Below are 20,405 nucleotides of genomic sequence, written 5' to 3'. Positions count from 1 at the left end.
GACCCGCACCCGGCAATCGCCCGACACCACGGCGGCGAAACCGGCACGGCGCGTTCACGCCTCATGGATGACGACTCCGCGGTGCACGGTGCGCAGGCAGTTCGGCAGCGGCGCGTCCGGTGCCAGCGAGGGCAGGCCGGGGACGCGGGATCTGGGATCGGTGGACCAGCGTTGGACGGTGTCGGCGGCGGCCGCGACGACGAGTTCGTCGGCGTCCCATACCGCGTAGGAGGCGGGCGCGCCGGGGACGAGGGTGCCTGCGATGCCGTCGCGGACGCCGCCCGCGCGCCAGGCTCCCCTGGTGGCGGCGGCGAAGGCGGCGCGGGGGGACAGCGCGTGGCCGGGGGTGCGGTGGTTGACCGCGGCGCGGATGGCGGACCAGGGATCCAGGGCGGTGACAGGGGCGTCCGAGCCGATGGCCAGGGAGATGCCCGCGGCGGCCATGGCGGCGAACGGATTCAGAGTGGCGGCGCGTTCGACACCGAGGCGGGCGGCGTACATGCCGTCGGTGCCGCCCCAGGCCGCGTCGAATCCTGGCTGCACGCTGGCGATTACGCCCCAGGAGGCGAGCTTGGCGATCTGGTCGGCGTCGAGAAGTTCGGCGTGCTCGACGCGGTGGCCGCGGGCAGCGACGGCGGGGCCGCCGAATTCGCTGACCACACGGTCGAATCCGGTGATGATCGCGTCCATGGCGGCGTCGCCGATCACGTGGAACCCGGCTTGGATGCCCGCCTCGGTGCAGGCGCGCAGGTGGGCGGTGATGGTGTCGGCGTCGAGGTAGGCGCGGCCGGTGCCCGGGTCGTCGGCGTAGGGGTCACGCAGCCGGGCGGTGTGGGATCCGAAAGAACCGTCTACGAACAGATCTCCGCCGAGGGCGTGCACACCGAGTTCGGCGACCAGAGCGCGCGCCTCGTCCGCGCCGGCGACAGCTTCACCCCAGTACGCCCGCACTTCCACACCGTGCTGGAAGTCGAGCAGTTCGCGAATGTCGGTGCGGCCCGCGATGTCCGGTCCCCCGCATTCGTGCACCGCGACGATGCCGTGCGCGGCCGCATGGTCCAGTGCTGCGGTTCTGGCCCGATCTCGTTGTGCCCGATCGAGTTCGGCCAGTACCGCGGTGCGCACGAGGTGGTGGGCGGTAGCCCGCACCGGCTCGCCGCGGGTGAAGCCGTCGGCTGCGGTGACCTGCGGCAAGGTGTCGAGCAAGGCGGAGGACACCACGGCCGAGTGCGCGTCCACTCTGGACAGGTACACGGGTCGTGCGCCCGCGGCCGCATCGATCTCCGCGATGGTGGGCGGTCGCCCCTCCGGCCAGGTGGTTTCGTCCCAGCCGTCGCCGAGGATCGCACCGGTGGGGTGCGCGGCGGCGAAGTCGCGCAGCAGCGTCAGGCAGTGCTCGAGGGAGCGGGCCGCGGACAGGTCGAGTCCGGTGAGCTTCAGTCCCAGCGCGGTGACGTGCACATGCGGATCGACGAAGGCAGGCGCCACGAACGCGCCGTCCAGGTCGATGACCTCCGCGTCCGGGTGCAGTGCGCGGCCCGGTTGCTCGGCGCCCAGCCAGACCACGGTTCCGTCGGTGACCGCCATCGCGGTCGCGTCCGGGGAACTGGAGCTGTAGAAGCGGCCGCCGATCAGCAACTGGGTATGCACGAGGCACCAGTCTGCCGTATGCCTGTTTCAGGCGTTCCGGTCAGCCGTTCAGTACGGGGTGCGGCACCGTGTCCTCGGGGCACGCCAGCACCGTCATCACCTCGGCGAAGCGCGACGACCCGGGATTCGGGCCGGGTCGACACCCCGCTTCGATGGCGATCAGTTCCAGCCGCAGCGCGGCGGCGGTGAATCCGGAGATCGACTGTCCGGCAGCAGCCGCAGCTTTCTTGACCGCTGCGGCTAGCTCCTCGCTCACCGTGATGGTGAGTTGCTCGGTGGCCATCGCGCCACCATAGCCCTGTTTCGCGCGGATCCCTAGCGCGCTGGCGTGCCTTTACTACCCGTTGGTAATAGGGAGACTAGGACTTGGTAATCGCGCGGTGCGCGTTGCCTTGCCCGTCGTCGTACCACTGCTGCACCACGACACCCTCGACCACCTGATCACCGTCGATCACCACGCCGCGGTACGGAGCCGCGGCCGCCAGCTTGCCGAACCGGCGCGCGGCGAACGCGGTGAGCAGCGGACGCACCAGCATCCGGGTCGGCGGCAACAGCAGCAGCAAGCCGAACAGCGAGGTGACCAGTCCGGGCACGAACATCAGCACCCCGCCCGCCGCGACGAGCGCGCCGTCGGCGACCGCGGTGCCCGGCGCGATCTCACCACGCCCGGCCCGGCGGAACTGTTCGAACACCCGCCGTCCCTGCGCGCCGACGAGCAGCATGCCCGCCGTCGAACCGGCGATCAGCAGCAGGATGGCGGGAAGCACGCCGAGCCACTGGCCGACGGCGACCAGCGCGGCGATCTCGGTGACCACGTAGAGCACGAATACCAGGACGGGCATGGCGATCCTTTCGGACGATCTACTGGATGCAACGTCCGGCGGCGCCATTTTTCTCCCGAATCCGCCTGAGAGCCCGCTGAGATCCGGTCCGGGTCACCCCGGGCCGACCGTCGACTTGCCCATCCCCGTGTCGAAGATGTCGTTGGCGATGTCGAGTCCGAGGGCCAGCCCACCGATGCCGAACAGCCGCGGCGCGAAGTCGAATTCCCAGTGCACGCCGAGCCACACCCGGCTGCGCCCGTTCTCCACGATCATCTGCCAGAGCCCCTCGGGGAAGCTGCGGACGTGACGTGGGCGCACGGTGCCGGTGTTGTCGGCGGTGACGCCGTTCAATTCGTCGGACACGAACGTGAGCCCGGCGGCGAGATCGTCCGGATTCCGGTCGTCCTCGGCGATGCCGTAGAACCGCCGGGTGATGTGCAGGGCGGCCGCGCCGAATGTCGCGTGCCCGGAGGGATACGCGGGGAAATTCGGTGTGAAATTCCTATTGGTCGAATTCGACGCCGGTGCGCCCATCGGCAACCAATCCAGCTGGGTATCGGTCCCGATGCCGTTGTCGCCTTCGACCGCACCCGGCCCCATCGCCGGCGCGTGTTCCCGAATACCGACCACCGGACGCCACAGGTCGTGCAGGTATTTCTGCTCCCAGGAAAGGATTCCCGCGTCGGCCATGGCGACATTGATCAGCGCGAACAATCGCGCGTTCTCCTGCGTCGAATTGTTCCGGGCTGCGGCGACGGTGCGCACGATCTGGTTGTAGAGACGCGGCGGTGTGCCGATGCCGTTCGCTCCGTCGTAGGCCCAGAAGAGGCCGATCAGCGTCCGTTCCTCGGTGCGGCGCCGACGGTCCGGCGGGAGGCCCTCGATGAGGAACGAGGGCAGCGTGCCCAGCAGGTCGGGGGCGATCCCGGTGACCCGGACGATCCGTTGCGTCTCGAGGTACTCCGCGCCGTCGCCGTCGGGTGGCGGCGCGTTCCGATGCCGTTCGGTGGCGGAGAACAGCTTGGATCGTGCGCCATAGAACGGACCGTGGAAGCCCTGACCAGGATTGAACGGGTCCACCCTGTGGTGGAAGCGCTCGGGCGAGGGCTGATATCCGGTGCCGCTCGCATCGGGGTCGTCGGCGCGGTCGGCCAGGATCCGTTCGGCGACGAGCCTGCCGAACGCCAGTCCTTCGGAGACGCCTGGCCCGCTGAGTCCCGCGTCGTCCAGCGCCTGATCGAGCGCCGTCCGCTGACTCGGGAACAACGACGTCAGCGTGGCATGCGCGCCACCGGCCACCGCCGCGTCGGCATTCGCACCGGGCGGCGCGGGCGGCAGATCGGGGAGGTACGGCGGGTATTGCGCGCTGTCGCCGAGCACACCGATGTAGCCGTCGTACATCGCCAGGTGCGCGATGCCCAACGCCCGCGCACTGAGCGGCGGGCCGGTCTGTTCGCCCGCGCCATTGCTGTGGCTGATGCGATTCGCTTCCAGCGCGACGGCATTCCAATAGAAAATAGAATCCATGATTTCCCCCTGAAGTTCGTACTGTTCAGTCCAGCACTCGGATACCTCAGGAGACAGCCCGAAATGGTCGGGGCATCGTGCGTTTTGCTACGGAGTTGACCGCGTCAGCCGCCGGGGCGGACCAATCCGGTCTCATAAGCCAGCACCACGGCCTGAACGCGGTCGCGCAGACCGAGTTTCGTAAGCACCCGGCCCACATGAGTTTTCACGGTGGCCTCGGAGAGAAAAAGTTGCTCGGCGATTTCGGCATTCGAGCGGCCCGCGGCGATCTGCTCGAGCACCTCGCGTTCCCGCGCGGTGAGCACCTCCAGGACACCGGGGTCGCGCATGCGCGCCGGGTCCTCGGCGATGAGCCGATCCAGCAGGCGCTTGGTCACTTTCGGCGACACCACCGCGTCACCCGCGGCGACACTGCGGATGGCGGAGATGAGGTCCTCCGGCGGCGTGTCTTTCAACAGGAACCCGCTGGCGCCCGCGCGCAACGCGCCGAGAGCGTGTTCGTCGAGATCGAAGGTGGTCATCACCAGCACCCGGCAGCCGTGGCCCGCGTCGACGATCCGCGCGGTCGCGGTCACCCCGTCCACCACGGGCATCCGCACGTCCATCAACACCACATCGGGGCGCAGCTCCGCCGCCCGGCTCACCGCGGCCGCGCCGTTGGCCGCCTCCCCGATCACCTCGATGTCGGGGTGCGCACCGAGCACCATCTTCAGCCCCATACGCATGAGTTCCTGGTCATCCACAACGAGAACGGTGATCGGCACGCCCCCCAATCTAACGTGCCCACCGCCGCGCGCCGTTTCGTGGCGCAACTACTCCGGAAGGCCGGGTTCGAGCGGAATGGTCGCATGCACCCGCCAGGCACCGTCGGCGGCGCGGCCGGTTTCCAGGGTGCCGCCGAGCACCGCGATGCGTTCGCGCATGCCGACCAACCCCATGCCGCCGCCTTTGATCCTGATGGACGGCTCGTCGAGCGGGACACCGCCGGTGTCGCTGATGTCGATGGTCACATCGGTGTCGCGGCGGCGAATCTGCACCCAGGCCTTGGGGTGCGGGCCCGCGTGCCGCAGTGTGTTGGTGAGTGACTCCTGCACGATGCGATGGACGCCGAGGCTCACCTCGGGTGCGATGTCGTCGAGTTCACCGGTCAGCTCGAGTTCCACGGCCAGGCCGGTGCCGCGCATCATCTCGACCACGCGCGCCAGCCCCGCGGTCCCGTGCTGCGGCAGCTGGTCGGGGGCGTGTTCGGTGCGCAAAAGCGCGACGGTTCTGCGTAATTCGCGCAGCGCCTCCCGCCCGGTGCTCGCGATGGTGCTGAGCGCCTGCTCGGCCGCGTCGGGATCGCGGCGCAACGCGTAGCGCGCCCCGTCCGCCTGCACGATGATCACGCTCACCGCGTGTGCGACCACATCGTGCAGTTCCCGCGCGATCCGGGTGCGTTCGGCGGAGACGGCGTCGTGCGCGCGACGCTCCTTGTCGTAGTCGGCGACCGCCAGCCGCGCCGCGACCTCGGTGTCGTAGGCGTGCCTGGCCCCGATGAACTCGGCCAGCGTCCAGCACAGCGCGAAGAACATGATCGTGAAGATGACGTCGCTGGCAGGCTTGAGAATGTCGGCCGAGTACGACAGCACCGTGTCCGCGACCAGACCCGCCGCAAACCACAGACCCTCTCGCCGCCCGACATAGGCGACCAGCGTGTACAGCATGATGCCGAGGCTGAACAACGTGATGTGCTCGACCTTTTCGTCGCCCACCACGTACTGCACGGCGCTCGCGGTGAACGACAGCAGCAACGACGCCACCGCCATCGCCCGCGGGTACACCCGCCGGAACACCACCGGAATCGGCAAGAACAACCCGATGGCGAGCGAGGCGACCTTGTGCTCCGCATTAGCGGCCCCCAGGATCTCGAGCACCAACAGGACAATCGCCAGCATCGAATCCGCAACGATGGGCTTCCCACGAAGCCACAGACTGAACCGGCGCACGCCCTCAGCCTAGGTCGACCGAGCGGTTTCGCCTGGCACCCGCCCCGCGCGACCCGACGCGAACCGGGCTTGCCGCTCGAGTCCGGCCGGAACCTCACCTCGAGCGATACGGCCGATCCGGGTCCGCCGCCACACCGGCCGCGCACTGGACTGCTCACTGGTCTTGGATATCCGATCTGGTTGGCTCGCGGACGTGCAGATCGGTGATTGGGCAGTTCTTTTGACCGCGGCGACGGCCGCGGGCTGGGTGGACGCGGTGGTCGGTGGCGGCGGATTGATCATCCTGCCGACGCTGTTCCTGGTCGCGCCGACCATCACACCGCAGACCGCGCTCGGCACCAACAAGCTGGCGGCGGTCGCGGGCACCGGTGCCTCGGTGGTGACGTTCGCCAGGAAAGTGCCGCTGCGCTGGCGGGTGCTGCTGCCCGCGGCCGTCATCGCCGCGGTCACCGCGGCGATCGGCGCCGCCGCGGTGTCGCTGATCGACCGTGAGCTGTTCATCCCCATCGTGATGGCGGTGCTCGTCGCCGTCGCCGTGTTCGTCACGCTGCGCCCGTCGATCGGCGTCACCCTCGCCACGCACCCGCCGACGCGTCGCAAGTTCATCCTCACCATCGCGCTGGCCGCCGGCCTGGTCGGCCTCTACGACGGCCTGCTCGGCCCCGGCACCGGCACCTTCCTCATCATCACCTTCGCCACCCTGCTCGGCACCGAGTTCGTCCGGGCCGCCGCGATGGCGAAGGTGATCAACTGCGGTTCCAACGTCGGCGCGCTGATCTTCTTCGGCGCCACCGGCAACATCCTGTGGGCGCTCGGCGCGGCCATGGCCGTCGGCAATGTGGCGGGCGCGATCGTCGGCTCGCACATGGCGTTGCGCAACGGCGCGAAGTTCGTCCGCGTCGTACTGCTCGTCGTGGTCGTCGGAATGGTGATCCGATTGGGCTGGCAGCAGTTCGGCTGAGCGATCGCGGGTTTCGACCTGTTGGGCCCGCCGATCAGCTCCGGGTCTCGACCTGGGAGGCGAGCCAAGGCTTGAGCACCCGCGAGGTCGTCTCGTGGATGCGCCGGTGCAGCCGCTCGCCGTCCTCCGCGCCGTTCAACGGCTGCTGGAACAGCACGGTGAGCGCGCCCGACACGGCACCGACGACCGCGCCGACCAGCGCGGCGGCGCCGACCTCGTCCAGCTCGCCAGGGAACGCGATGTGTAGCTGACGGGCGATCTCGCGCTGGGCGACCAGCTGCGCGTGCGCGGCCCGCCCGCTCACCGAGGGCACCGTGCGCGACACCTGCGCGCGCAGCGCGGCGATCCGGGCGTTGAGATCGTCGACGAGATGCTCGCCGGGATTGTCACCGGCCGCGCGCAGCGCACGCAGCAACACCTCGACCGGTCGCTCCCCCGGCCGCCTGCTGCCGATCGCGGCCACCGCGGCCCGCACCCGCTCGTCCGTCTCCGGGAAAAGTAGCTCTTCCTTGCTGGCGAAGTAGTTGAAGAAGGTGCGGGTCCCGACATCGGCTACCGCGGCGATGTCGGCCACCGTGGTTTCTTCATAGCCTCTCGTCTCGAACAGCTGTACGGCTGCCTCGAGCAGCGCTCGGCGGGTACGTTCGCGTTTACGGTCACGAAGGGCGGATGGCGGCACGCGGGCACAGTACGGCATTTCGCGAGGCAGGCGCGGTAGGCGCTGGTTTCGCGCGTGCCGTTCCCGGCGCCAACCCTCCGTTCTTGCACGCCGCGCCACCATGCATCACGTGCCGGTTTGCACGCGCTGCAAACTCGCACGGCGTGTAATCCCCGCAGGCGCAAGCCCTCTCGGAGGGAACCGACTAGGTTGGACCGGGTGAGCATCGCGACTTCCAAGGATGTGGACGCCGAGTTCCTCGACCTCCCACTGGCCGCGCTCGCCGAGGCCGCGTTGACCGCGGCGAAGGCGGCCGGCGCCCACCATGCCGACCTGCGGGTGCACCGGCTGGTCACCCAGTCGATCCGGCTGCGCGACGGGCGGGTCGAGTCGATCATCGACAACGCCGAGCTCGGCTTGGCGGTCCGGGTGATCGTCGACGGTACGTGGGGCTTCGCCTCGCATGCCGCGCTGACCCCCGCGACGGCGGTGGAGGTGGCCCGCCGCGCGGTCACGGTCGCGACGACATTGCGCGCGCTCAACCGCGAGCGCGTCGAGCTGGCCGACGAGCCGATCTACGACAACGTGCGCTGGGTATCGGCCTACGACCTGGACCCGTTCACGGTGCCGACGGCCGAGAAGGTCGATCTGCTGCAAGACTATTCGGGCCGACTGTCCAGCGCGGACGGCGTCGACCACGTCACCGCGTCGGTGCTGCAGGTGAAGGAGCAGACCTTCTACGCCGACACCGCGGGCTCGTCCATCACCCAGCAACGGGTCCGGCTGCACCCGCAGTTGGAGGCGACCACCGTCGACTCCTCGGCGGGCGTGTTCGAGACCATGCGCACGCTGGCCGCACCGGTGGGCCGCGGCTGGGAGTACGTCACCGGCGCCGACGGCACCTGGGACTGGGCGGACGAACTCGCGCACATCCCGCAGTGGCTCGCCGAGAAGGTGAAGGCGCCGACGGTCACCCCCGGCCCCACCGATCTCGTGATCGACCCGACCAACCTGTGGCTGACCATTCACGAATCCATCGGCCACGCCACCGAATACGACCGGGCCATCGGCTACGAAGCCGCCTACGCGGGCACCTCGTTCGCGACGCCGGACCAGCTCGGCAAGCTCCGATACGGCACGCCGATCATGCACGTCACCGGCGACCGCACCGAGGCGAACGGCCTGGCCAGCATCGGCTACGACGACGAGGGTGTCGCCGCGCAGCGCTGGGACCTGGTGCGCGACGGCATCCTGGTCGGCTACCAGCTGGACCGCGTCTTCGCACCGCGCCTCGGCCTGGACCGCTCCAACGGCTGCTCCTACGCCGACTCCGCGCACCACGTGCCGATCCAGCGGATGGCGAACGTCTCGCTGCAACCCGACCCCGAACGCGACACCAGCACCGCCGAACTCATCTCCCGGGTCGACAACGGCATCTACATCGTCGGCGACAAGTCCTGGTCGATCGACATGCAGCGCTACAACTTCCAGTTCACCGGCCAGCGCTTCTTCCGCATCCGCGACGGCAAGCTGGACGGTCAGCTGCGCGACGTCGCCTACCAGGCCACCACCACCGACTTCTGGGGTGCCATGGAAGCCGTCGGCGGACCGTCCACCTGGCAGCTCGGCGGCGCGGCCAACTGCGGTAAGGCCCAACCCGGCCAGGTCGCGGCGGTGAGCCACGGCTGCCCGTCGGTGCTGGTGCGCGGCATCAACATTCTCAATACCCGGACGGAGGCGGGACAATGACCGCGCAGACCACCCTTATCCCGGCGGGCGAGGTCGTCGAACGCGCGCTCGCCCTGTCCCAGGCCGACGAGGCGATCGTACTCGTCACCGACGCGCACGACGCGTCGCTGCGCTGGGCCGGAAACTCGATGACCACCAACGGATCCTCGGTTTCGCGTGGGTGGTCCGTTGTCTCGATCTTCCGCGACGAGGCAGGCGCGGCCCGCGTCGGCACCATCGGCTCGACCAGCGTCGACCCGGCCGAGATCGAAGCGGTGGTACGCAAGAGCGAGGCGGCGGCACGCACCGCCGAACCCGCCCGCGACGCGATGCCGCTGCTGGACTCGGACGTCCCCGCCGACGACTGGGCCGCCGCCCCCGGCAGCACCGACATCGAGGTGTTCACCGATCTCGCCCGCGACCTGTCCACCGGCTTCGACGGCGGCGACCGCCTCTACGGTTTCGCCCACCACACCGTGCAGACGATCTGGCTCGGTTCCTCGACCGGTCTCCGGCGTCGTTTCGTGCAGCCGACCGGTTCGGTGGAGATCAACGGAAAGCGCGGCACGGGAAACGATCTCGCCAGCGCGTGGGTCGGCGTCGGCACCCCGGACTTCACCGATGTCGACGTGCCGGGCCTGCTCACCGAACTGTCCCGGCGACTGGACTGGGCCAAGCGCAAGGTCGAACTGCCCGCGGGCCGCTACGAGACCTTGCTGCCGCCCTCGGCCGTCGCCGACCTGATGATCTATATGAACTGGGAGATGGAGGGTCGCGGCGCGCACGAAGGCCACACCGCGTTCTCCCGGGCCGGCGGCACCCGAATCGGCGAGCGGCTCACCGACATTCCGCTGACGCTGTACTCCGACCCGAAAGCCCCCGGACTCGAGTACTGCCCGTTCGTCGCGACATCGTCGTCCTCCCAAGCGGTGTCGGTATTCGACAACGGGCTGTCCGCCGACCGGGTCGACTGGGTGCGCGAGGGCGTCATCGAGTCGCTGGTCTACCCGCGCGCCGCCGCTGCCGAATTCGGTACCGCCCCTACGGTTCCCGGCGACAACCTGCTGCTCACCGGCGGCTCCGGCACCACGCTCGACGAGATGATCGCCCGCACCGAGCGCGGCTTGCTGCTCACCACGCTCTGGTACATCCGCGAGGTCGACCCGGCCAGCCTGCTGCTCACCGGGCTGACCCGCGACGGCGTCTACCTCGTCGAGAACGGTGCGGTGACCGCCGCGGTCAACAACTTCCGGTTCAACGAGAGTCCGCTGGATCTGCTGCGCCGGGTTACCGAGGCGGGCGCCACCGAGGTCACGCTGCCACGCGAGTGGAAGGACTGGTTCACCCGAACGGCCATGCCGCCCTTGCGGATTCCCGACTTCCACATGTCCTCGGTGAGCCAGGCGACCTGACGATCAACCGGGGAAGGTGATCTCGACGGCGACGGTGCCCTTCTTGCCGCGGCGCAGAGTGCTGCCGAGGATGGTGATCGGACCCATCATCCAGTACTTGCGCATGAGCAACTTGCGCACGCGATCGGTGCCGTCCTGGTCGAGGATGCGCCCGGTGCCCGCGACCACCGCGCCGTGCGGCTTGCCGCGCACGCTGCACGGCTGCACGGTGACATCGGGGTTGCGGCGCAGGCGCTTGACCTTCCAGCTGTCGGTGACCGTCCAGACGTAGAGCTTGTCGCCGTCGGCGACCGCCCACACCGGCGTGCCGACGGGCGAGCCGTCCTTGCGGAACGTGGTCAGCAGAACGTAATCGGATGCGCCGACGGCCCCGAGCGTGTTGGTCATGCACGCAGCGTAGGCGGTCTATTCCGACATTCGGTACTCGCCCGATTCCAGGCGGGCCAGTACACCGTCGGTCCAGCCCGCGAGGTTGCCGAAGACGCTGCTCCACAGTTCGAGTAGGTCCGTCGCGTGCGGCGGCTCGCCGCGGGCTGGGAAGTCGGGGATCATCTCGAGCAGGCCGGTGCGGACCTCCTCGCTGCGGCGGCGCTGTTCGCGCAGCTTCTCGATGACGTGCGCGCGGGGCAGCGCGTCCATGAACGCGATGCCCGCGCCGAGTTCCTCCATATCGATGCTGATCAACGCCTCGTCCATCAGCTTGCGGAACTCCGCTTCGCCCTCGTCGGTCAGCTGGAACAGCGTGCGGCCAGGGCCCTGGTTGCTGCCCTCGGTGCCATAGGCGCTCAGCTTTCCCTCCTGGGTCAGCTGTTTCAGCGCGTGATAGATCGAGCCCGGCTTCACGTTCGTCCACGTTTCCGCGCGCCAAGACAGCAATTCGCGCCGCACGGCGTAGCCGTAGGTGGGCTGACGCAGGCGCATCACCCCCAGCACCAACAGGCGCACAGCCGACATCGGCGACCTCCTTCAGATAGCAATTTTCTACAGTAGTCAAAGTTGACTTCCGGCTCGCGACGACCCTAACCTTGAGTAGTCAAAATTGATTACCGCAGGTAGTGGGAGGCTTTCATGGGCGACACGGCAGTACCGGTGATGTGGGGCGGCAACTTGGCCGAGACGCTCGCGTTCTATCAAGTCCTGGGATACAAGGTGACCTACGAGCAGACCAAGCCCTACGCCTACGGCTCGGTGGAGCGCAATGGCTACGGACTGGACTTCTACTGCGACGCCAGGGACACGCGCAGTGTGGCGGACATCGATGCGGGCTGCCTGGTCAGGGTCGACGAGGTAGCGCCCCTGCACAAGCAGTTCAGTGCCGCGCTGCGTGCGCACCTCGGCCGCATTCCGGTCAAGGGCGTGCCGCGCATCAGCCGGTTCCGGGCCGGCCAGACGCGCTTCACCGTCACCGACCCGGGCGGCAACAGCGTCACCTATCTGCAACGCGACGAACCCGACTTCGAGTACGGCGGATCACGGGAACTACAAGGGCTGCAACGAGTTCTGGACAACGCGCGGATCCTGCGGTTCTCCAAGGAAGACGACGAGGCGGCCCGCAAGACACTCGAATCCGGACTGCGCCGCTTCGCCGCCACCGCTTCGGTGCTCGACAAGGCGCACGCGTTGGCCGAACTCACCGAACTGGCGGTGGCGATGGGCAATCCGGAGCGGGCGACCGAATTGCGTAGCGAGATAGCGGGACTGGAGTTGTCCGACGCGGAGCGTGCTGAAATCGCGGAGCATCTCCAGATCGCGGCCGACTTGGAGCAGTGGTTGGCCGACGCCGAGTAATCGCGTCGACCGGTGGTCGGCACATACCCTGCCGACCACCGCGGGCCTCCATCGTCACCTCGCCGAAGTAAGTACCTCCGGACCGCTTTCGGTGATTGCGATGGTGTGTTCGGAGTGGGCGGTGCGGGAGCCGTCGGCGGAGCGCAGGGTCCAGCCGTCGGGGTCGGTGACGATGCGGTCGGTGGTGCGGGCGAACCAGGGTTCGATGGCGATAGTGAGGCCGGGGCGCAGACGGTAGCCGCGACCCGGCTTGCCGGAGTTGGGGATGTGCGGGTCCTCATGCATGGTGCGGCCGAGGCCGTGGCCGCCGAACTCGGTGTTGACCGGGTAGCCGTAGTCGCGTGCCACGGCGGAGATCGCGGCGGAGATGTCGCCGATACGGTTGCCCGGCAGCGCGACGGCGATCGCGGCGGCGAGGGCCTCCTCCGTTGCGCGGATCAGGCGGAGGTCTTCCGGGGCGGGCGTGCCGACCACGATGGTGGTCGCCGCGTCCGCCACCCAGCCGTCGATGCCGACGGCGAGATCCATGGTCAGCACGTCGCCGTCGCGCAGCGCGTAGTCGAACGGGAGTCCGTGCAGCACAGCATCGTTGACCGAGAGACAGACGGTGTTGCGGAACGGGCCGCGGCCGAAGGACGGCGCGTAGTCCCAGTAGCAGGACTGCGCGCCGCGCTGCCGAATCTTCTCGCGCACATGGGCTTCCAGCTCCAGCAGGTTCACGCCGACGCGGGCGCGCTCCCGCAACTCCCCCAGCACCTCGGCCACGAACTGGCCGGTCACCAACATGCGTTCGATCTCACCTGGCGTCTTCAACTCCACCATCGACAAACCCCTAATCTTGGTATTTTAATACCACCCTAACCTAGACGGTATTTTAATACCAACCCCTCCGTCCTGGCCGTTGTTGACCCTCTCGAACTGACGCACCCCACCCGCTGAGGCAACATTGATAGATGCGCATATCTACGTAGGAACATGTTGATTTGAAACTTGCGGTATTTAAATACCGCCCCTACCCTGTCCACATGGTCCGCCTTCCGTTGACACCGGCTCAAATCGACGCCGGACGCCGCCTCGGCATCGCCCTGCGCGCAGCCCGCGCCGAGCGCGATCTCACCGAAGTCGCCCGCGCGGCAGGCATTTCACCGGAAACCCTCCGCAAGATCGAGACGGGTCGCCTCCCCTCCCCCGCTTTCGGCACCGTCGTCGCTTTGAGCCTCGTCCTCGATCTCCCCCTCCAAGACCTGGCCGATACCTGGCGCGCCGCGGGACTAGCCGAGTCCGCCTGAACCATGTCCCGCCTCCGGGCGGGCTTCATGATCGACGGGGCACGGTAACGACGATCGCGCCACGGTGACGGGTCGAGCACTACTCGTCGGCGACGGGCCGCTGGGTGATGGCGAGACCAACGGAGCCCTCGGCGCCGCGGAACAGCTTGTGCGACTTGATGGCCACCGTGCCGATGACGCCGTACTTGCGGGAGACCAGGTCACGCACGCGTTGCGTGCCCTCGGCGTCCAAGATCGTCGCGGTCCCCGGGAATATCTCGTCGCCTTTCGGACGACCACGGCCATCGGACCGCTGCAACGTCACCTCGGCATTGCGCCTGATGCGCTTGACCTTCCACGTCTTCGAGTTGGTCCATACGACGATCCGGTCACCGTCCGGCGCCACCCACACCGGCGTCCCCACCGGCGTGCCGTCCTTCTTATAGGTGGTCAGCAGCGCGAACCTGCTCGCCCCCAGCTCATTCCATGTCATAGCGCATACGGTAGGCCGCCGCGCCCCGCCCGGCATCCGCTCACAGACACAATTCCGGCGTACGCGCGGCGACGTATCGGTGCGCCAGCAGCCCAACACAACCACCACCGCCCGAGCAGCCTTATCGCCCTTTCGGCCACCCGCCGCGGCGGGCTGACGCCGTTCGACGGTGGAGTGCGCCGGTCCGCGCACCCCACCCGCGCGATTCACCCTCGATGCTTGCGGAAGAACGTCCGCACATCTTCGAGGAACAGCTTCGGCTGTTCCAACGCCGCGAAATGTCCGCCCTCGGCGTACTCGGTGAAGTGCTCGATGGTGCCGTACGGGTTCATGACTCGGCGCATCAGGGGGCTCGTGTTGAATACCGCCATCCCCTGCGGGACGCCGGACGGCATCACCCAGCCCATGCCGGAATGCGCTGTCTCCCACAGGAACTGGGCGGCCGATGCACCGCTTCGGGTGAACCAGTAGATGCTGATGTTGGTCAGCAGGACATCCCGGTCGACCGCTTCGCCTGCGGGGCGCGCCGGATCGGTCCATACCTGGAATTTCTCGGCGATCCACGCCAATTGCGCGATCGGCGAGTCGGTCAATGCGGCGGCGATGGCATTGGGCTGGGTCGATTGCAGCACCAGGTAGCCCTTCTGCTCCGCCCACTGCGCCTGAGCGCCTTGGATGGCCGTCAGTTCCTCGTCGGTCAGGCCGTCCGGGATCGGCAGCTGCTCGCCGACCAACCCGAGCGAACCCTGATCGCTGTTGACGTGTGTGGCAATCACCCGCTCCGGGTAGAGCGCGGCCAGCCGCCCGGTCACCCCGGCACCCACATCCCCACCCTGGGCGACGAATTTCTCGTATCCGAGCCGAGTCATCAACTCCGCGAACGCTTCCGTGGTCCGCGCCAACTCCCACCCGGTCGCGGCCAGCGGCGTCGAGAAGCCGAACCCCGGCAGCGACGGAATCACCACGTGGAATGCATCCGCCGAATCACCGCCGTGCGCAACCGGATCCGTCAACGGCCCGATCAGATCGAGGAACTCGACCACCGATCCCGGGTATCCGTGCGTGAGCAGCAGCGGCACCGCTCCCGCCTCCGCTGATCGCACGTGAATGAAATGAATTGTCTGCCCGTCGATCTCGGTCGTGAACTGGTCATGCGCGTTCAGCTTCGCCTCCTGCGCCCGCCAGTCGAAGCCGTCGCGCCAATACTGCGCCAACTCCGCGAGGTAGGCGGGCGCGATGCCGCGGCGCCAATCGTTCTCGGTCCCCGGCACCGGATGCGGAATCCGAGCGTGCGCCAGCCGGTCGCGCAGCTCATCGAGGTCGGTCTGCGGGATGTCGATACGGAAGGGGCGGATGTCTGTGTTCGTCATGGGAACAACTCTCGCGGGCATTGCGGAAGACTTGCTTCCGCAATCCGAGTTCTCGTTCAAATTTTTCTGGATTCGATTCCACAGCTCTGCCCGGCTGGTAGCAGCCAGGTACCTGGCGCACGGTTCCGCAACAAACGGCGGTATTCGGCTGCCGCGTACCGGCCACGATGTGCTGACGAGCCGCGCCGACGACGTTCGTCTCGCGTGACCTGCTGCGCGTCAGTCAGTCCGGCAGCCAGTGCAGTTCGTACGCCAGGGTTTTGGCGGCGGCACGGATGCGGCGGTGTAGTGGTGACTGCTCGCGTGGGAGGACCAGATGGATCGTCAGGCTGGGTGCGCCATGCAGCGGCCGCCAGGTGAGACCGGCCGATTGTGTCGCGAGCGCGGCTTCACCGGCCGGGGCGAGGGTGAGTCCGTCGCGTAGGTCGCGCTGGGACATGTCGAAAGATACTGGGGGCGTGTTGAATCGGGGGTACGGCCGGATGTCGCGGAACAGGTCGGACAGCTGATCGTGGATCACGGGGTTGGCCGTACGGTCGGGAAGTCGCAGCGGATACGCGGCCGCATCGGCGACCGTGATCTCCGGGTGCTCGGCCAGCGGATGATGCTGTGCCAATTGGACCCCGACGCGCATTCGTCGCAGCAGGAACCGGCGCACGCCACGACCCGGTTGTTCGCCGCGCGTGATCCCCGCATCGATGCGACCGTCAGCGACCGCGGGGTTTATCTCCGGTGTCGCCATGGGGACCGCGCCGACCTCGAGTCCCGGACTGCTGCGAATGAGCCTGTCCACCACGGCCGGTACCGTCTCGGCCCCGGTGCTGAGGCTGTATCCGATGCGCAGCGTGCCCAGTTCACCGGCCGCCGCGCTCCGGGCGGTGTCCCATGCCCGATCCAGCGCCGCCAGCGCGGGCGGCGCGGACTCCGCCAAAGCCGCACCGGCCGTGGTCAATACGACGTTACGCGTGTTGCGGACCAGCAGGGCCGTGCCGAGTTCCGCCTCCAATCGGCGCATCCGGGCACTGAGTGCGGGCTGCGCGATACCGATCCGTGCGGCCGCGCGGGTGAAGTTCAACTCCTGTGCCAGCACCAGAAAGTACCGCAGACTCAGCGTATCCGGCGCCACCTGCCCTCCCCCTCGATTGATAACGATCCGTTCTGAGTCTATCCCGTATCGGTCTTTCCCTCGACCGCACATCCAGCCCTAACCTGCGCATATGACGATTCAACCGACCGAATCCCCATGTGCCGCACCTAGCGCTGCCGGAGGCAGCCATGCATAAGTTATTGGTTCTGTATCCCCAGCCCGCCGATCCCGACCACTTCCGCGACTACTACGTGACCACCCACCTTCCACTGGCCATACAGATGCCCGGCCTGCTTGCCTGGCGCTACAGCTTCGACGTGGCGGCCACCGACGGAGAAGCGCCGTATTTCGCGGTCTTCGAAGCCGACTTCGCGGACGCCGCCGCCGAGTCCGCGGCACGGTCGTCGCCGCAAGGCCAGCGGGCGGCCGCCGATGTCGTCAACTACGCCACCGGCGGTGTGGTCGTCATCCACTATCCGGTGCAGGACGGCATCGGCTAGGTCCAGTGGATCGCCCCGAGGCGGCGCGTGGCTACGCCGCTGAGTCCGAAACTCTCGACGCTATCGGCGATCTCGGTCTCGGTGAACAAATGCGCGCCGCCTGCACCGGGTGCGCAGCGGCCGATCAGTGCGAGCGGGCCGCTGCGCACGGTGGGCGCCACCACCGCGCGACAGCCGCCCGGTCGTAGCACGCGGATCGTCTCGGCGAGCGCGGTGCCCGGGTCGGGGATGAGCCGACGTTGACTGCGAGTATCGCGACAAGCACTGAGAGCTGCTGGCGCTCAGCCGAATTCAGGACACTGACCTCGGCCCGATCGGGTCTCGCATCAGTCACGGCGGCGGCAAGAGCTGTGCTACCTGCATCCGGTCGGCGTCGAAGTGTGTCGTCATTTCCAGGCCGCGCGCATCGATGATGCTGATCGTGTTGTTTCCTGTGAAGGACACCTGCGTCGGACATTGCTGACCGCGACCTTCACGCGCCGGCCACACATCGGTCTGTCTGCTGAAGAGGCCGCGACGCTCCCGCAGCCTGACGGCGCACAGGGTATCGATCCCGAAGTCCACATACTGCGTGACGGCATCGTGGCGACCGTCCGAGCTCACCTCGACGGCCACGACCTTGCTGTCACCCGAAGCGATTGCCGACAACATCATCAGTGGGAGGACGGGTAACACCGCTAGCGCCAGGACGGCGGCGGGCACCAGCCAGGCTCGCGTGCGCCGCCAACCCAGCTTCGGTACGAGGACAAGCAGCGCCGCCGTCGCGATCCAGCACAAAGGCGGAGCCCATAGGGGGATCTCCTGAAACCGATAGAAGCGCTCCGACAGGTAGAGCGCGGGTACTGCCGCGAGGGCCGCCATCAACAGCGCGGCGACCGTGAGCAGCCAGACGATCCGCCATCGGCGCGGCACCCTATCCGTCGCGCTCCCTTGTCCACTCGGCTTCGGAGTCGTCTCGTCAGTCGTCTGTTCCGTCAACAATCGGCCTAACTGGTGCAATCCGTGTGCGGCCTCCGGTAGCCGAACTCAACGCCAGCCTATCGGCGTTGTCCGCCCTCCCCGATCTCGTTGAACTGTCATCTGTTCGCGATTAGTTTCGGCACTGGCCGAACCGAAGCTCCCGACGCCCTGTCATTGCCGCGGAGCGCGCAGACAGCGGCCGACTCGGACCGGTCGGTCACCGACGCCCTTAGAACATCCGCAACTGCCGAATCGAGTGCGTTCGGCTGGTCCATCGTCCGAGACGGGCCAGTTAGTCGCAAATGCCCGAAGCCCGCGACGTCCAGTACACGTGAGGTCGATCAGCGGAACCGGGACTCCTCAGCCCGGCCAACTCCTGTTATGCGCGGACCTGAACTTTCACAGCCAGGCGCTGGCAGTTCGACGCCTGCCGACGGCGACACGACAGCACCCCCGCTTGATGAGGCGGGGCGCGGGTTCGAAACGCAAATATTCGTGCAGCCTGGGCCTCAACGCTGCCCGGCTCGGCGCGTGGTGTGCGGCGGTTACGGGCGCATTCACACCTGCGCGTATCCCGTCGGCGAAGAACTCGGCACCGTTGACGTAACTCGACGCGTCCGAGGCGAGGAACGTCGTGACAGCGGCGATCTCTTCAGGCTCGGCGAGCCGGCCAAGAGGGACGGCACCTTCGGCCTGCTCGAGCATCTCGGGCGTGATCAGCTCGAGCAGGCCGGGGGTACGTGTACCGCCTGGGGACACGACGTTGACCCGGAACCCGTGCGCGCGCGAGCTGAGTGCCCAACCGCGGGCGAGGGTGCGGACCGCGGCCTTCGACGCCGCGTAGACCTCGAGTCCCTGGTTGGGCCGTGTCGCGGCGGTTGAACCCGTCAGGATCACCGAGGCGTTTGTGCTGAGGAATGGCAGCGCTTGCTGCAGGGTGAAGATCGTTCCCTTGACGTTGGTGGCGAATACAGAGTCGATCAGATCCTCGGTCACCTCGCCGAACGGAGCCGCGGTGCCGACGCCGGCGTTCGCGACCAGCACATCGATGCGCCCGGCCCGATCGTGCACGGCCCCGTAGAACGCGTCGAGCTGCGAGGGCACCGAAGCATCACAGACCACGCCGGTCACGTCGGGTCCGAGCTCGGCGACCGCGGCGTCGAGCGCGTCCTTGCGGCGACCGGTGATGAACACCTTGGCACCCTCGTCGCGGAACGCGCGTGCGGTCGCGAACCCAATGCCGCTGCTGGCTCCCGTGACCACGGCGACCTTGTCTGCCAAGACGGCCATGCCGCCCTCCCTCCATGTTATGGACTATCCGGTCCATAACCTTCCCGGTTATGGACCGGATAGTCAAGATTCTTTCGACGGCAGGGATGGACCCCCGAGGTCGGTCGGTGAGTTGTTGCTACTGCGGCGGGTTGGGCAGCAACCGCGCCAGGGTGGACCGGGCCACCGTGGTGAGCACGTCGATGTCCATCCCGGTGCGCCCGAGCGCGATGACGCCGAGTTGGGCGACAAGGACCGCGCGGGCGGTCTCGGCGGGGTCGACGCCGGGGTCGATGTCGCCTTCGCGCTGGGCGCGCTCCAGCGCGGCGGCGAGGATGGTGGTGATCGCGTCGTAGCTACGGCGGGCCTCCGCAGCCACATCAGGCGTGCTGGTGGCGAGCTCGGCGTTGCTATTGGCCAGCAGGCAGCCCCGACGCGCAGTTGCTCCGGTCGGGTCGCCGGTCGAGCCGAGCACGAACTCACGGACCAGGTCGATCCCCCGCGCCGCGGACGCCAGGCGCTCGCGCAGCATCAGCAGGTTCGCGTCGTCGTAGGCGCGCAACACCCGCAGGAACAGGCTGCGTTTGTCCCCGAACGCGCCATAAAGGCTGCCTTTGCCCAGCCCGCTCACGCGCAGCAGGTCGTCCATCGACGTCGCCGCGTAGCCCTTGTCCCAGAACTCGTCGCGGATGGCGAGGACCACGCGATCTTCGTCGAACTCACGAGGGCGGGGCATACCTCTACGGTACTAGTTCTGGACCGCACGGGCCATAATGGGCGTCGACGACGCGATCGAACTCACCGCTATGCGACGTTGCACGCATAGAGTACTGCCTCCCACGTGACTCGAGCTGCGGCGAGAGAAGCGCGGAAACAGCGTGAACAGGGTGGCGCCGGAACAGAAAGTGATCGAACTCGGATA

Annotated in this window: 24 protein-coding genes; 7 read left to right on the top strand and 17 right to left on the bottom strand. The window is 67.9% G+C overall.

The window, feature by feature from the left end:
* Positions 1-54 precede the first annotated feature (54 nt).
* The 6 genes from ACIHA7_RS22610 to ACIHA7_RS22585 all read right to left on the bottom strand — a co-directional run bounded on the left by ACIHA7_RS22610 (position 55) and on the right by ACIHA7_RS22585 (position 5,938).
* On the bottom strand, positions 55-1,650 hold the full coding sequence (locus ACIHA7_RS22610; RefSeq protein ID WP_397292886.1) for an amidohydrolase: 1,596 nt from the start codon (positions 1,648-1,650) through the stop codon (positions 55-57).
* A gap of 40 nt (positions 1,651-1,690) precedes the next feature.
* On the bottom strand, positions 1,691-1,933 hold the full coding sequence (locus tag ACIHA7_RS22605; RefSeq protein WP_397292884.1) for a hypothetical protein: 243 nt from the start codon (positions 1,931-1,933) through the stop codon (positions 1,691-1,693).
* A gap of 76 nt (positions 1,934-2,009) precedes the next feature.
* Entirely contained in the window at positions 2,010-2,492 is a 483-nt protein-coding gene (locus ACIHA7_RS22600; protein WP_397292882.1) for an FxsA family protein, read from the bottom strand.
* Between the two features lie 93 nt (positions 2,493-2,585).
* A complete protein-coding gene (locus ACIHA7_RS22595; protein ID WP_397292877.1) occupies positions 2,586-4,001 on the bottom strand; it encodes a hypothetical protein in 1,416 nt (471 codons plus the stop codon).
* Between the two features lie 104 nt (positions 4,002-4,105).
* Positions 4,106-4,765 carry a response regulator transcription factor gene (locus tag ACIHA7_RS22590; RefSeq protein ID WP_107657642.1) on the bottom strand — a complete coding sequence of 220 codons (660 nt, stop codon included), beginning with the start codon at positions 4,763-4,765 and terminating at the stop codon, positions 4,106-4,108.
* Between the two features lie 48 nt (positions 4,766-4,813).
* The gene (locus ACIHA7_RS22585; protein WP_397292871.1) at positions 4,814-5,938 is read right to left on the bottom strand and encodes a sensor histidine kinase; all 1,125 of its coding nucleotides are present in this window, start codon (positions 5,936-5,938) and stop codon (positions 4,814-4,816) included.
* A 244-nt stretch (positions 5,939-6,182) separates the two neighbouring features.
* On the opposite strand from ACIHA7_RS22585, the gene ACIHA7_RS22580 reads away from it, so the two are divergent.
* Complete coding sequence (locus ACIHA7_RS22580; RefSeq protein WP_397292867.1) at positions 6,183-6,950, top strand: TSUP family transporter; 768 nt, start codon at positions 6,183-6,185, stop codon at positions 6,948-6,950.
* A 34-nt stretch (positions 6,951-6,984) separates the two neighbouring features.
* Here ACIHA7_RS22580 and ACIHA7_RS22575 read toward each other — a convergent pair whose 3' ends face one another.
* On the bottom strand, positions 6,985-7,629 hold the full coding sequence (locus ACIHA7_RS22575) for a TetR/AcrR family transcriptional regulator (RefSeq protein WP_397292864.1): 645 nt from the start codon (positions 7,627-7,629) through the stop codon (positions 6,985-6,987).
* 198 nt (positions 7,630-7,827) lie between these two features.
* On the opposite strand from ACIHA7_RS22575, the gene ACIHA7_RS22570 reads away from it, so the two are divergent.
* Positions 7,828-9,357, top strand: a complete 1,530-nt coding sequence (locus ACIHA7_RS22570) for a TldD/PmbA family protein (protein WP_397292860.1) — start codon at positions 7,828-7,830, stop codon at positions 9,355-9,357.
* Positions 9,354-10,748 (top strand): metallopeptidase TldD-related protein, encoded by a 1,395-nt coding sequence (locus ACIHA7_RS22565; protein ID WP_397292858.1) that lies wholly within the window; start codon positions 9,354-9,356, stop codon positions 10,746-10,748. The genes ACIHA7_RS22570 and ACIHA7_RS22565 overlap by 4 nt, the downstream gene beginning before the upstream one ends.
* A gap of 3 nt (positions 10,749-10,751) precedes the next feature.
* Here ACIHA7_RS22565 and ACIHA7_RS22560 read toward each other — a convergent pair whose 3' ends face one another.
* Both ACIHA7_RS22560 and ACIHA7_RS22555 read right to left on the bottom strand, forming a co-directional pair.
* On the bottom strand, positions 10,752-11,135 hold the full coding sequence (locus ACIHA7_RS22560; RefSeq protein ID WP_397292855.1) for a PPOX class F420-dependent oxidoreductase: 384 nt from the start codon (positions 11,133-11,135) through the stop codon (positions 10,752-10,754).
* A gap of 18 nt (positions 11,136-11,153) precedes the next feature.
* Positions 11,154-11,702 (bottom strand): PadR family transcriptional regulator, encoded by a 549-nt coding sequence (locus tag ACIHA7_RS22555; protein WP_397292851.1) that lies wholly within the window; start codon positions 11,700-11,702, stop codon positions 11,154-11,156.
* Positions 11,703-11,816: 114 nt separating this feature from the next.
* Here ACIHA7_RS22555 and ACIHA7_RS22550 point away from each other — a divergent pair, with 114 nt between their 5' ends.
* Complete coding sequence (locus ACIHA7_RS22550) at positions 11,817-12,536, top strand: glyoxalase (RefSeq protein WP_397292847.1); 720 nt, start codon at positions 11,817-11,819, stop codon at positions 12,534-12,536.
* A gap of 54 nt (positions 12,537-12,590) precedes the next feature.
* Here the strand turns inward: ACIHA7_RS22550 and map are convergent, their stop codons facing one another.
* A complete protein-coding gene (map, locus tag ACIHA7_RS22545) occupies positions 12,591-13,358 on the bottom strand; it encodes a type I methionyl aminopeptidase (protein WP_397292843.1) in 768 nt (255 codons plus the stop codon).
* Between the two features lie 203 nt (positions 13,359-13,561).
* Between map and ACIHA7_RS22540 the strand changes: the two genes are divergently transcribed.
* Complete coding sequence (locus ACIHA7_RS22540) at positions 13,562-13,825, top strand: helix-turn-helix transcriptional regulator (RefSeq protein WP_397292839.1); 264 nt, start codon at positions 13,562-13,564, stop codon at positions 13,823-13,825.
* Positions 13,826-13,904: 79 nt separating this feature from the next.
* Here the strand turns inward: ACIHA7_RS22540 and ACIHA7_RS22535 are convergent, their stop codons facing one another.
* Both ACIHA7_RS22535 and ACIHA7_RS22530 read right to left on the bottom strand, forming a co-directional pair.
* On the bottom strand, positions 13,905-14,297 hold the full coding sequence (locus tag ACIHA7_RS22535; RefSeq protein WP_397292837.1) for a PPOX class F420-dependent oxidoreductase: 393 nt from the start codon (positions 14,295-14,297) through the stop codon (positions 13,905-13,907).
* 206 nt (positions 14,298-14,503) lie between these two features.
* On the bottom strand, positions 14,504-15,667 hold the full coding sequence (locus ACIHA7_RS22530; protein WP_397292835.1) for an epoxide hydrolase family protein: 1,164 nt from the start codon (positions 15,665-15,667) through the stop codon (positions 14,504-14,506).
* Here ACIHA7_RS22530 and ACIHA7_RS22525 point away from each other — a divergent pair.
* Positions 15,651-15,875, top strand: a complete 225-nt coding sequence (locus tag ACIHA7_RS22525; protein WP_397292833.1) for a hypothetical protein — start codon at positions 15,651-15,653, stop codon at positions 15,873-15,875. The two genes, ACIHA7_RS22530 and ACIHA7_RS22525, sit on opposite strands and share 17 nt — an antisense overlap.
* Before the next feature lie 15 nt (positions 15,876-15,890).
* Here the strand turns inward: ACIHA7_RS22525 and ACIHA7_RS22520 are convergent, their stop codons facing one another.
* Positions 15,891-16,793 (bottom strand): LysR family transcriptional regulator, encoded by a 903-nt coding sequence (locus ACIHA7_RS22520; RefSeq protein ID WP_397292831.1) that lies wholly within the window; start codon positions 16,791-16,793, stop codon positions 15,891-15,893.
* Positions 16,794-16,942: 149 nt separating this feature from the next.
* Between ACIHA7_RS22520 and ACIHA7_RS22515 the strand changes: the two genes are divergently transcribed.
* The gene (locus ACIHA7_RS22515; RefSeq protein WP_397292827.1) at positions 16,943-17,254 is read left to right on the top strand and encodes an EthD family reductase; all 312 of its coding nucleotides are present in this window, start codon (positions 16,943-16,945) and stop codon (positions 17,252-17,254) included.
* On the opposite strand, the gene ACIHA7_RS22510 is transcribed toward ACIHA7_RS22515, so the two are convergent.
* The 4 genes from ACIHA7_RS22510 to ACIHA7_RS22495 form a co-directional block, all read right to left on the bottom strand.
* Complete coding sequence (locus ACIHA7_RS22510) at positions 17,251-17,445, bottom strand: hypothetical protein (protein ID WP_397292823.1); 195 nt, start codon at positions 17,443-17,445, stop codon at positions 17,251-17,253. The genes ACIHA7_RS22515 and ACIHA7_RS22510 overlap by 4 nt on opposite strands.
* A 139-nt stretch (positions 17,446-17,584) precedes the next feature.
* Positions 17,585-18,166 carry a hypothetical protein gene (locus tag ACIHA7_RS22505; RefSeq protein WP_397292819.1) on the bottom strand — a complete coding sequence of 194 codons (582 nt, stop codon included), beginning with the start codon at positions 18,164-18,166 and terminating at the stop codon, positions 17,585-17,587.
* Between the two features lie 447 nt (positions 18,167-18,613).
* A complete protein-coding gene (locus tag ACIHA7_RS22500) occupies positions 18,614-19,504 on the bottom strand; it encodes an SDR family NAD(P)-dependent oxidoreductase (RefSeq protein ID WP_397292815.1) in 891 nt (296 codons plus the stop codon).
* Between the two features lie 118 nt (positions 19,505-19,622).
* Positions 19,623-20,219 carry a TetR/AcrR family transcriptional regulator gene (locus ACIHA7_RS22495; RefSeq protein ID WP_397292811.1) on the bottom strand — a complete coding sequence of 199 codons (597 nt, stop codon included), beginning with the start codon at positions 20,217-20,219 and terminating at the stop codon, positions 19,623-19,625.
* Between the last annotated feature and the right edge of the window lie 186 nt (positions 20,220-20,405).

The sequence above is a fragment of the Nocardia sp. NPDC052316 genome (assembly GCF_044547795.1).
Taxonomy (GTDB): Bacteria; Actinomycetota; Actinomycetes; order Mycobacteriales; family Mycobacteriaceae; genus Nocardia.
Note: the sequence above shows the minus strand (reverse complement) of the source record. Positions and strands in the feature narration are given on the sequence as shown.

Bases quoted from the DNA above. Each gene is read 5' to 3' on its own strand.
- ACIHA7_RS22605 (WP_397292884.1), bottom strand. From the start codon at position 1,933: ATGGCCACCGAGCAACTCACCATCACGGTGAGCGAGGAGCTAGCCGCA.
- ACIHA7_RS22600 (WP_397292882.1), bottom strand. From the start codon at position 2,492: ATGCCCGTCCTGGTATTCGTGCTCTACGTGGTCACCGAGATCGCCGCG.
- ACIHA7_RS22595 (WP_397292877.1), bottom strand. From the start codon at position 4,001: ATGGATTCTATTTTCTATTGGAATGCCGTCGCGCTGGAAGCGAATCGC.
- ACIHA7_RS22585 (WP_397292871.1), bottom strand. From the start codon at position 5,938: ATGCTGGCGATTGTCCTGTTGGTGCTCGAGATCCTGGGGGCCGCTAAT.
- ACIHA7_RS22565 (WP_397292858.1), top strand. From the start codon at position 9,354: ATGACCGCGCAGACCACCCTTATCCCGGCGGGCGAGGTCGTCGAACGC.
- ACIHA7_RS22560 (WP_397292855.1), bottom strand. From the start codon at position 11,135: ATGACCAACACGCTCGGGGCCGTCGGCGCATCCGATTACGTTCTGCTG.
- ACIHA7_RS22555 (WP_397292851.1), bottom strand. From the start codon at position 11,702: ATGTCGGCTGTGCGCCTGTTGGTGCTGGGGGTGATGCGCCTGCGTCAG.
- ACIHA7_RS22550 (WP_397292847.1), top strand. From the start codon at position 11,817: ATGGGCGACACGGCAGTACCGGTGATGTGGGGCGGCAACTTGGCCGAG.
- map (WP_397292843.1), bottom strand. From the start codon at position 13,358: ATGGTGGAGTTGAAGACGCCAGGTGAGATCGAACGCATGTTGGTGACC.
- ACIHA7_RS22540 (WP_397292839.1), top strand. From the start codon at position 13,562: ATGGTCCGCCTTCCGTTGACACCGGCTCAAATCGACGCCGGACGCCGC.
- ACIHA7_RS22535 (WP_397292837.1), bottom strand. From the start codon at position 14,297: ATGACATGGAATGAGCTGGGGGCGAGCAGGTTCGCGCTGCTGACCACC.
- ACIHA7_RS22525 (WP_397292833.1), top strand. From the start codon at position 15,651: ATGTCTGTGTTCGTCATGGGAACAACTCTCGCGGGCATTGCGGAAGAC.
- ACIHA7_RS22530 (WP_397292835.1), bottom strand. From the start codon at position 15,667: ATGACGAACACAGACATCCGCCCCTTCCGTATCGACATCCCGCAGACC.
- ACIHA7_RS22515 (WP_397292827.1), top strand. From the start codon at position 16,943: ATGCATAAGTTATTGGTTCTGTATCCCCAGCCCGCCGATCCCGACCAC.
- ACIHA7_RS22500 (WP_397292815.1), bottom strand. From the start codon at position 19,504: ATGGCCGTCTTGGCAGACAAGGTCGCCGTGGTCACGGGAGCCAGCAGC.
- ACIHA7_RS22495 (WP_397292811.1), bottom strand. From the start codon at position 20,219: ATGCCCCGCCCTCGTGAGTTCGACGAAGATCGCGTGGTCCTCGCCATC.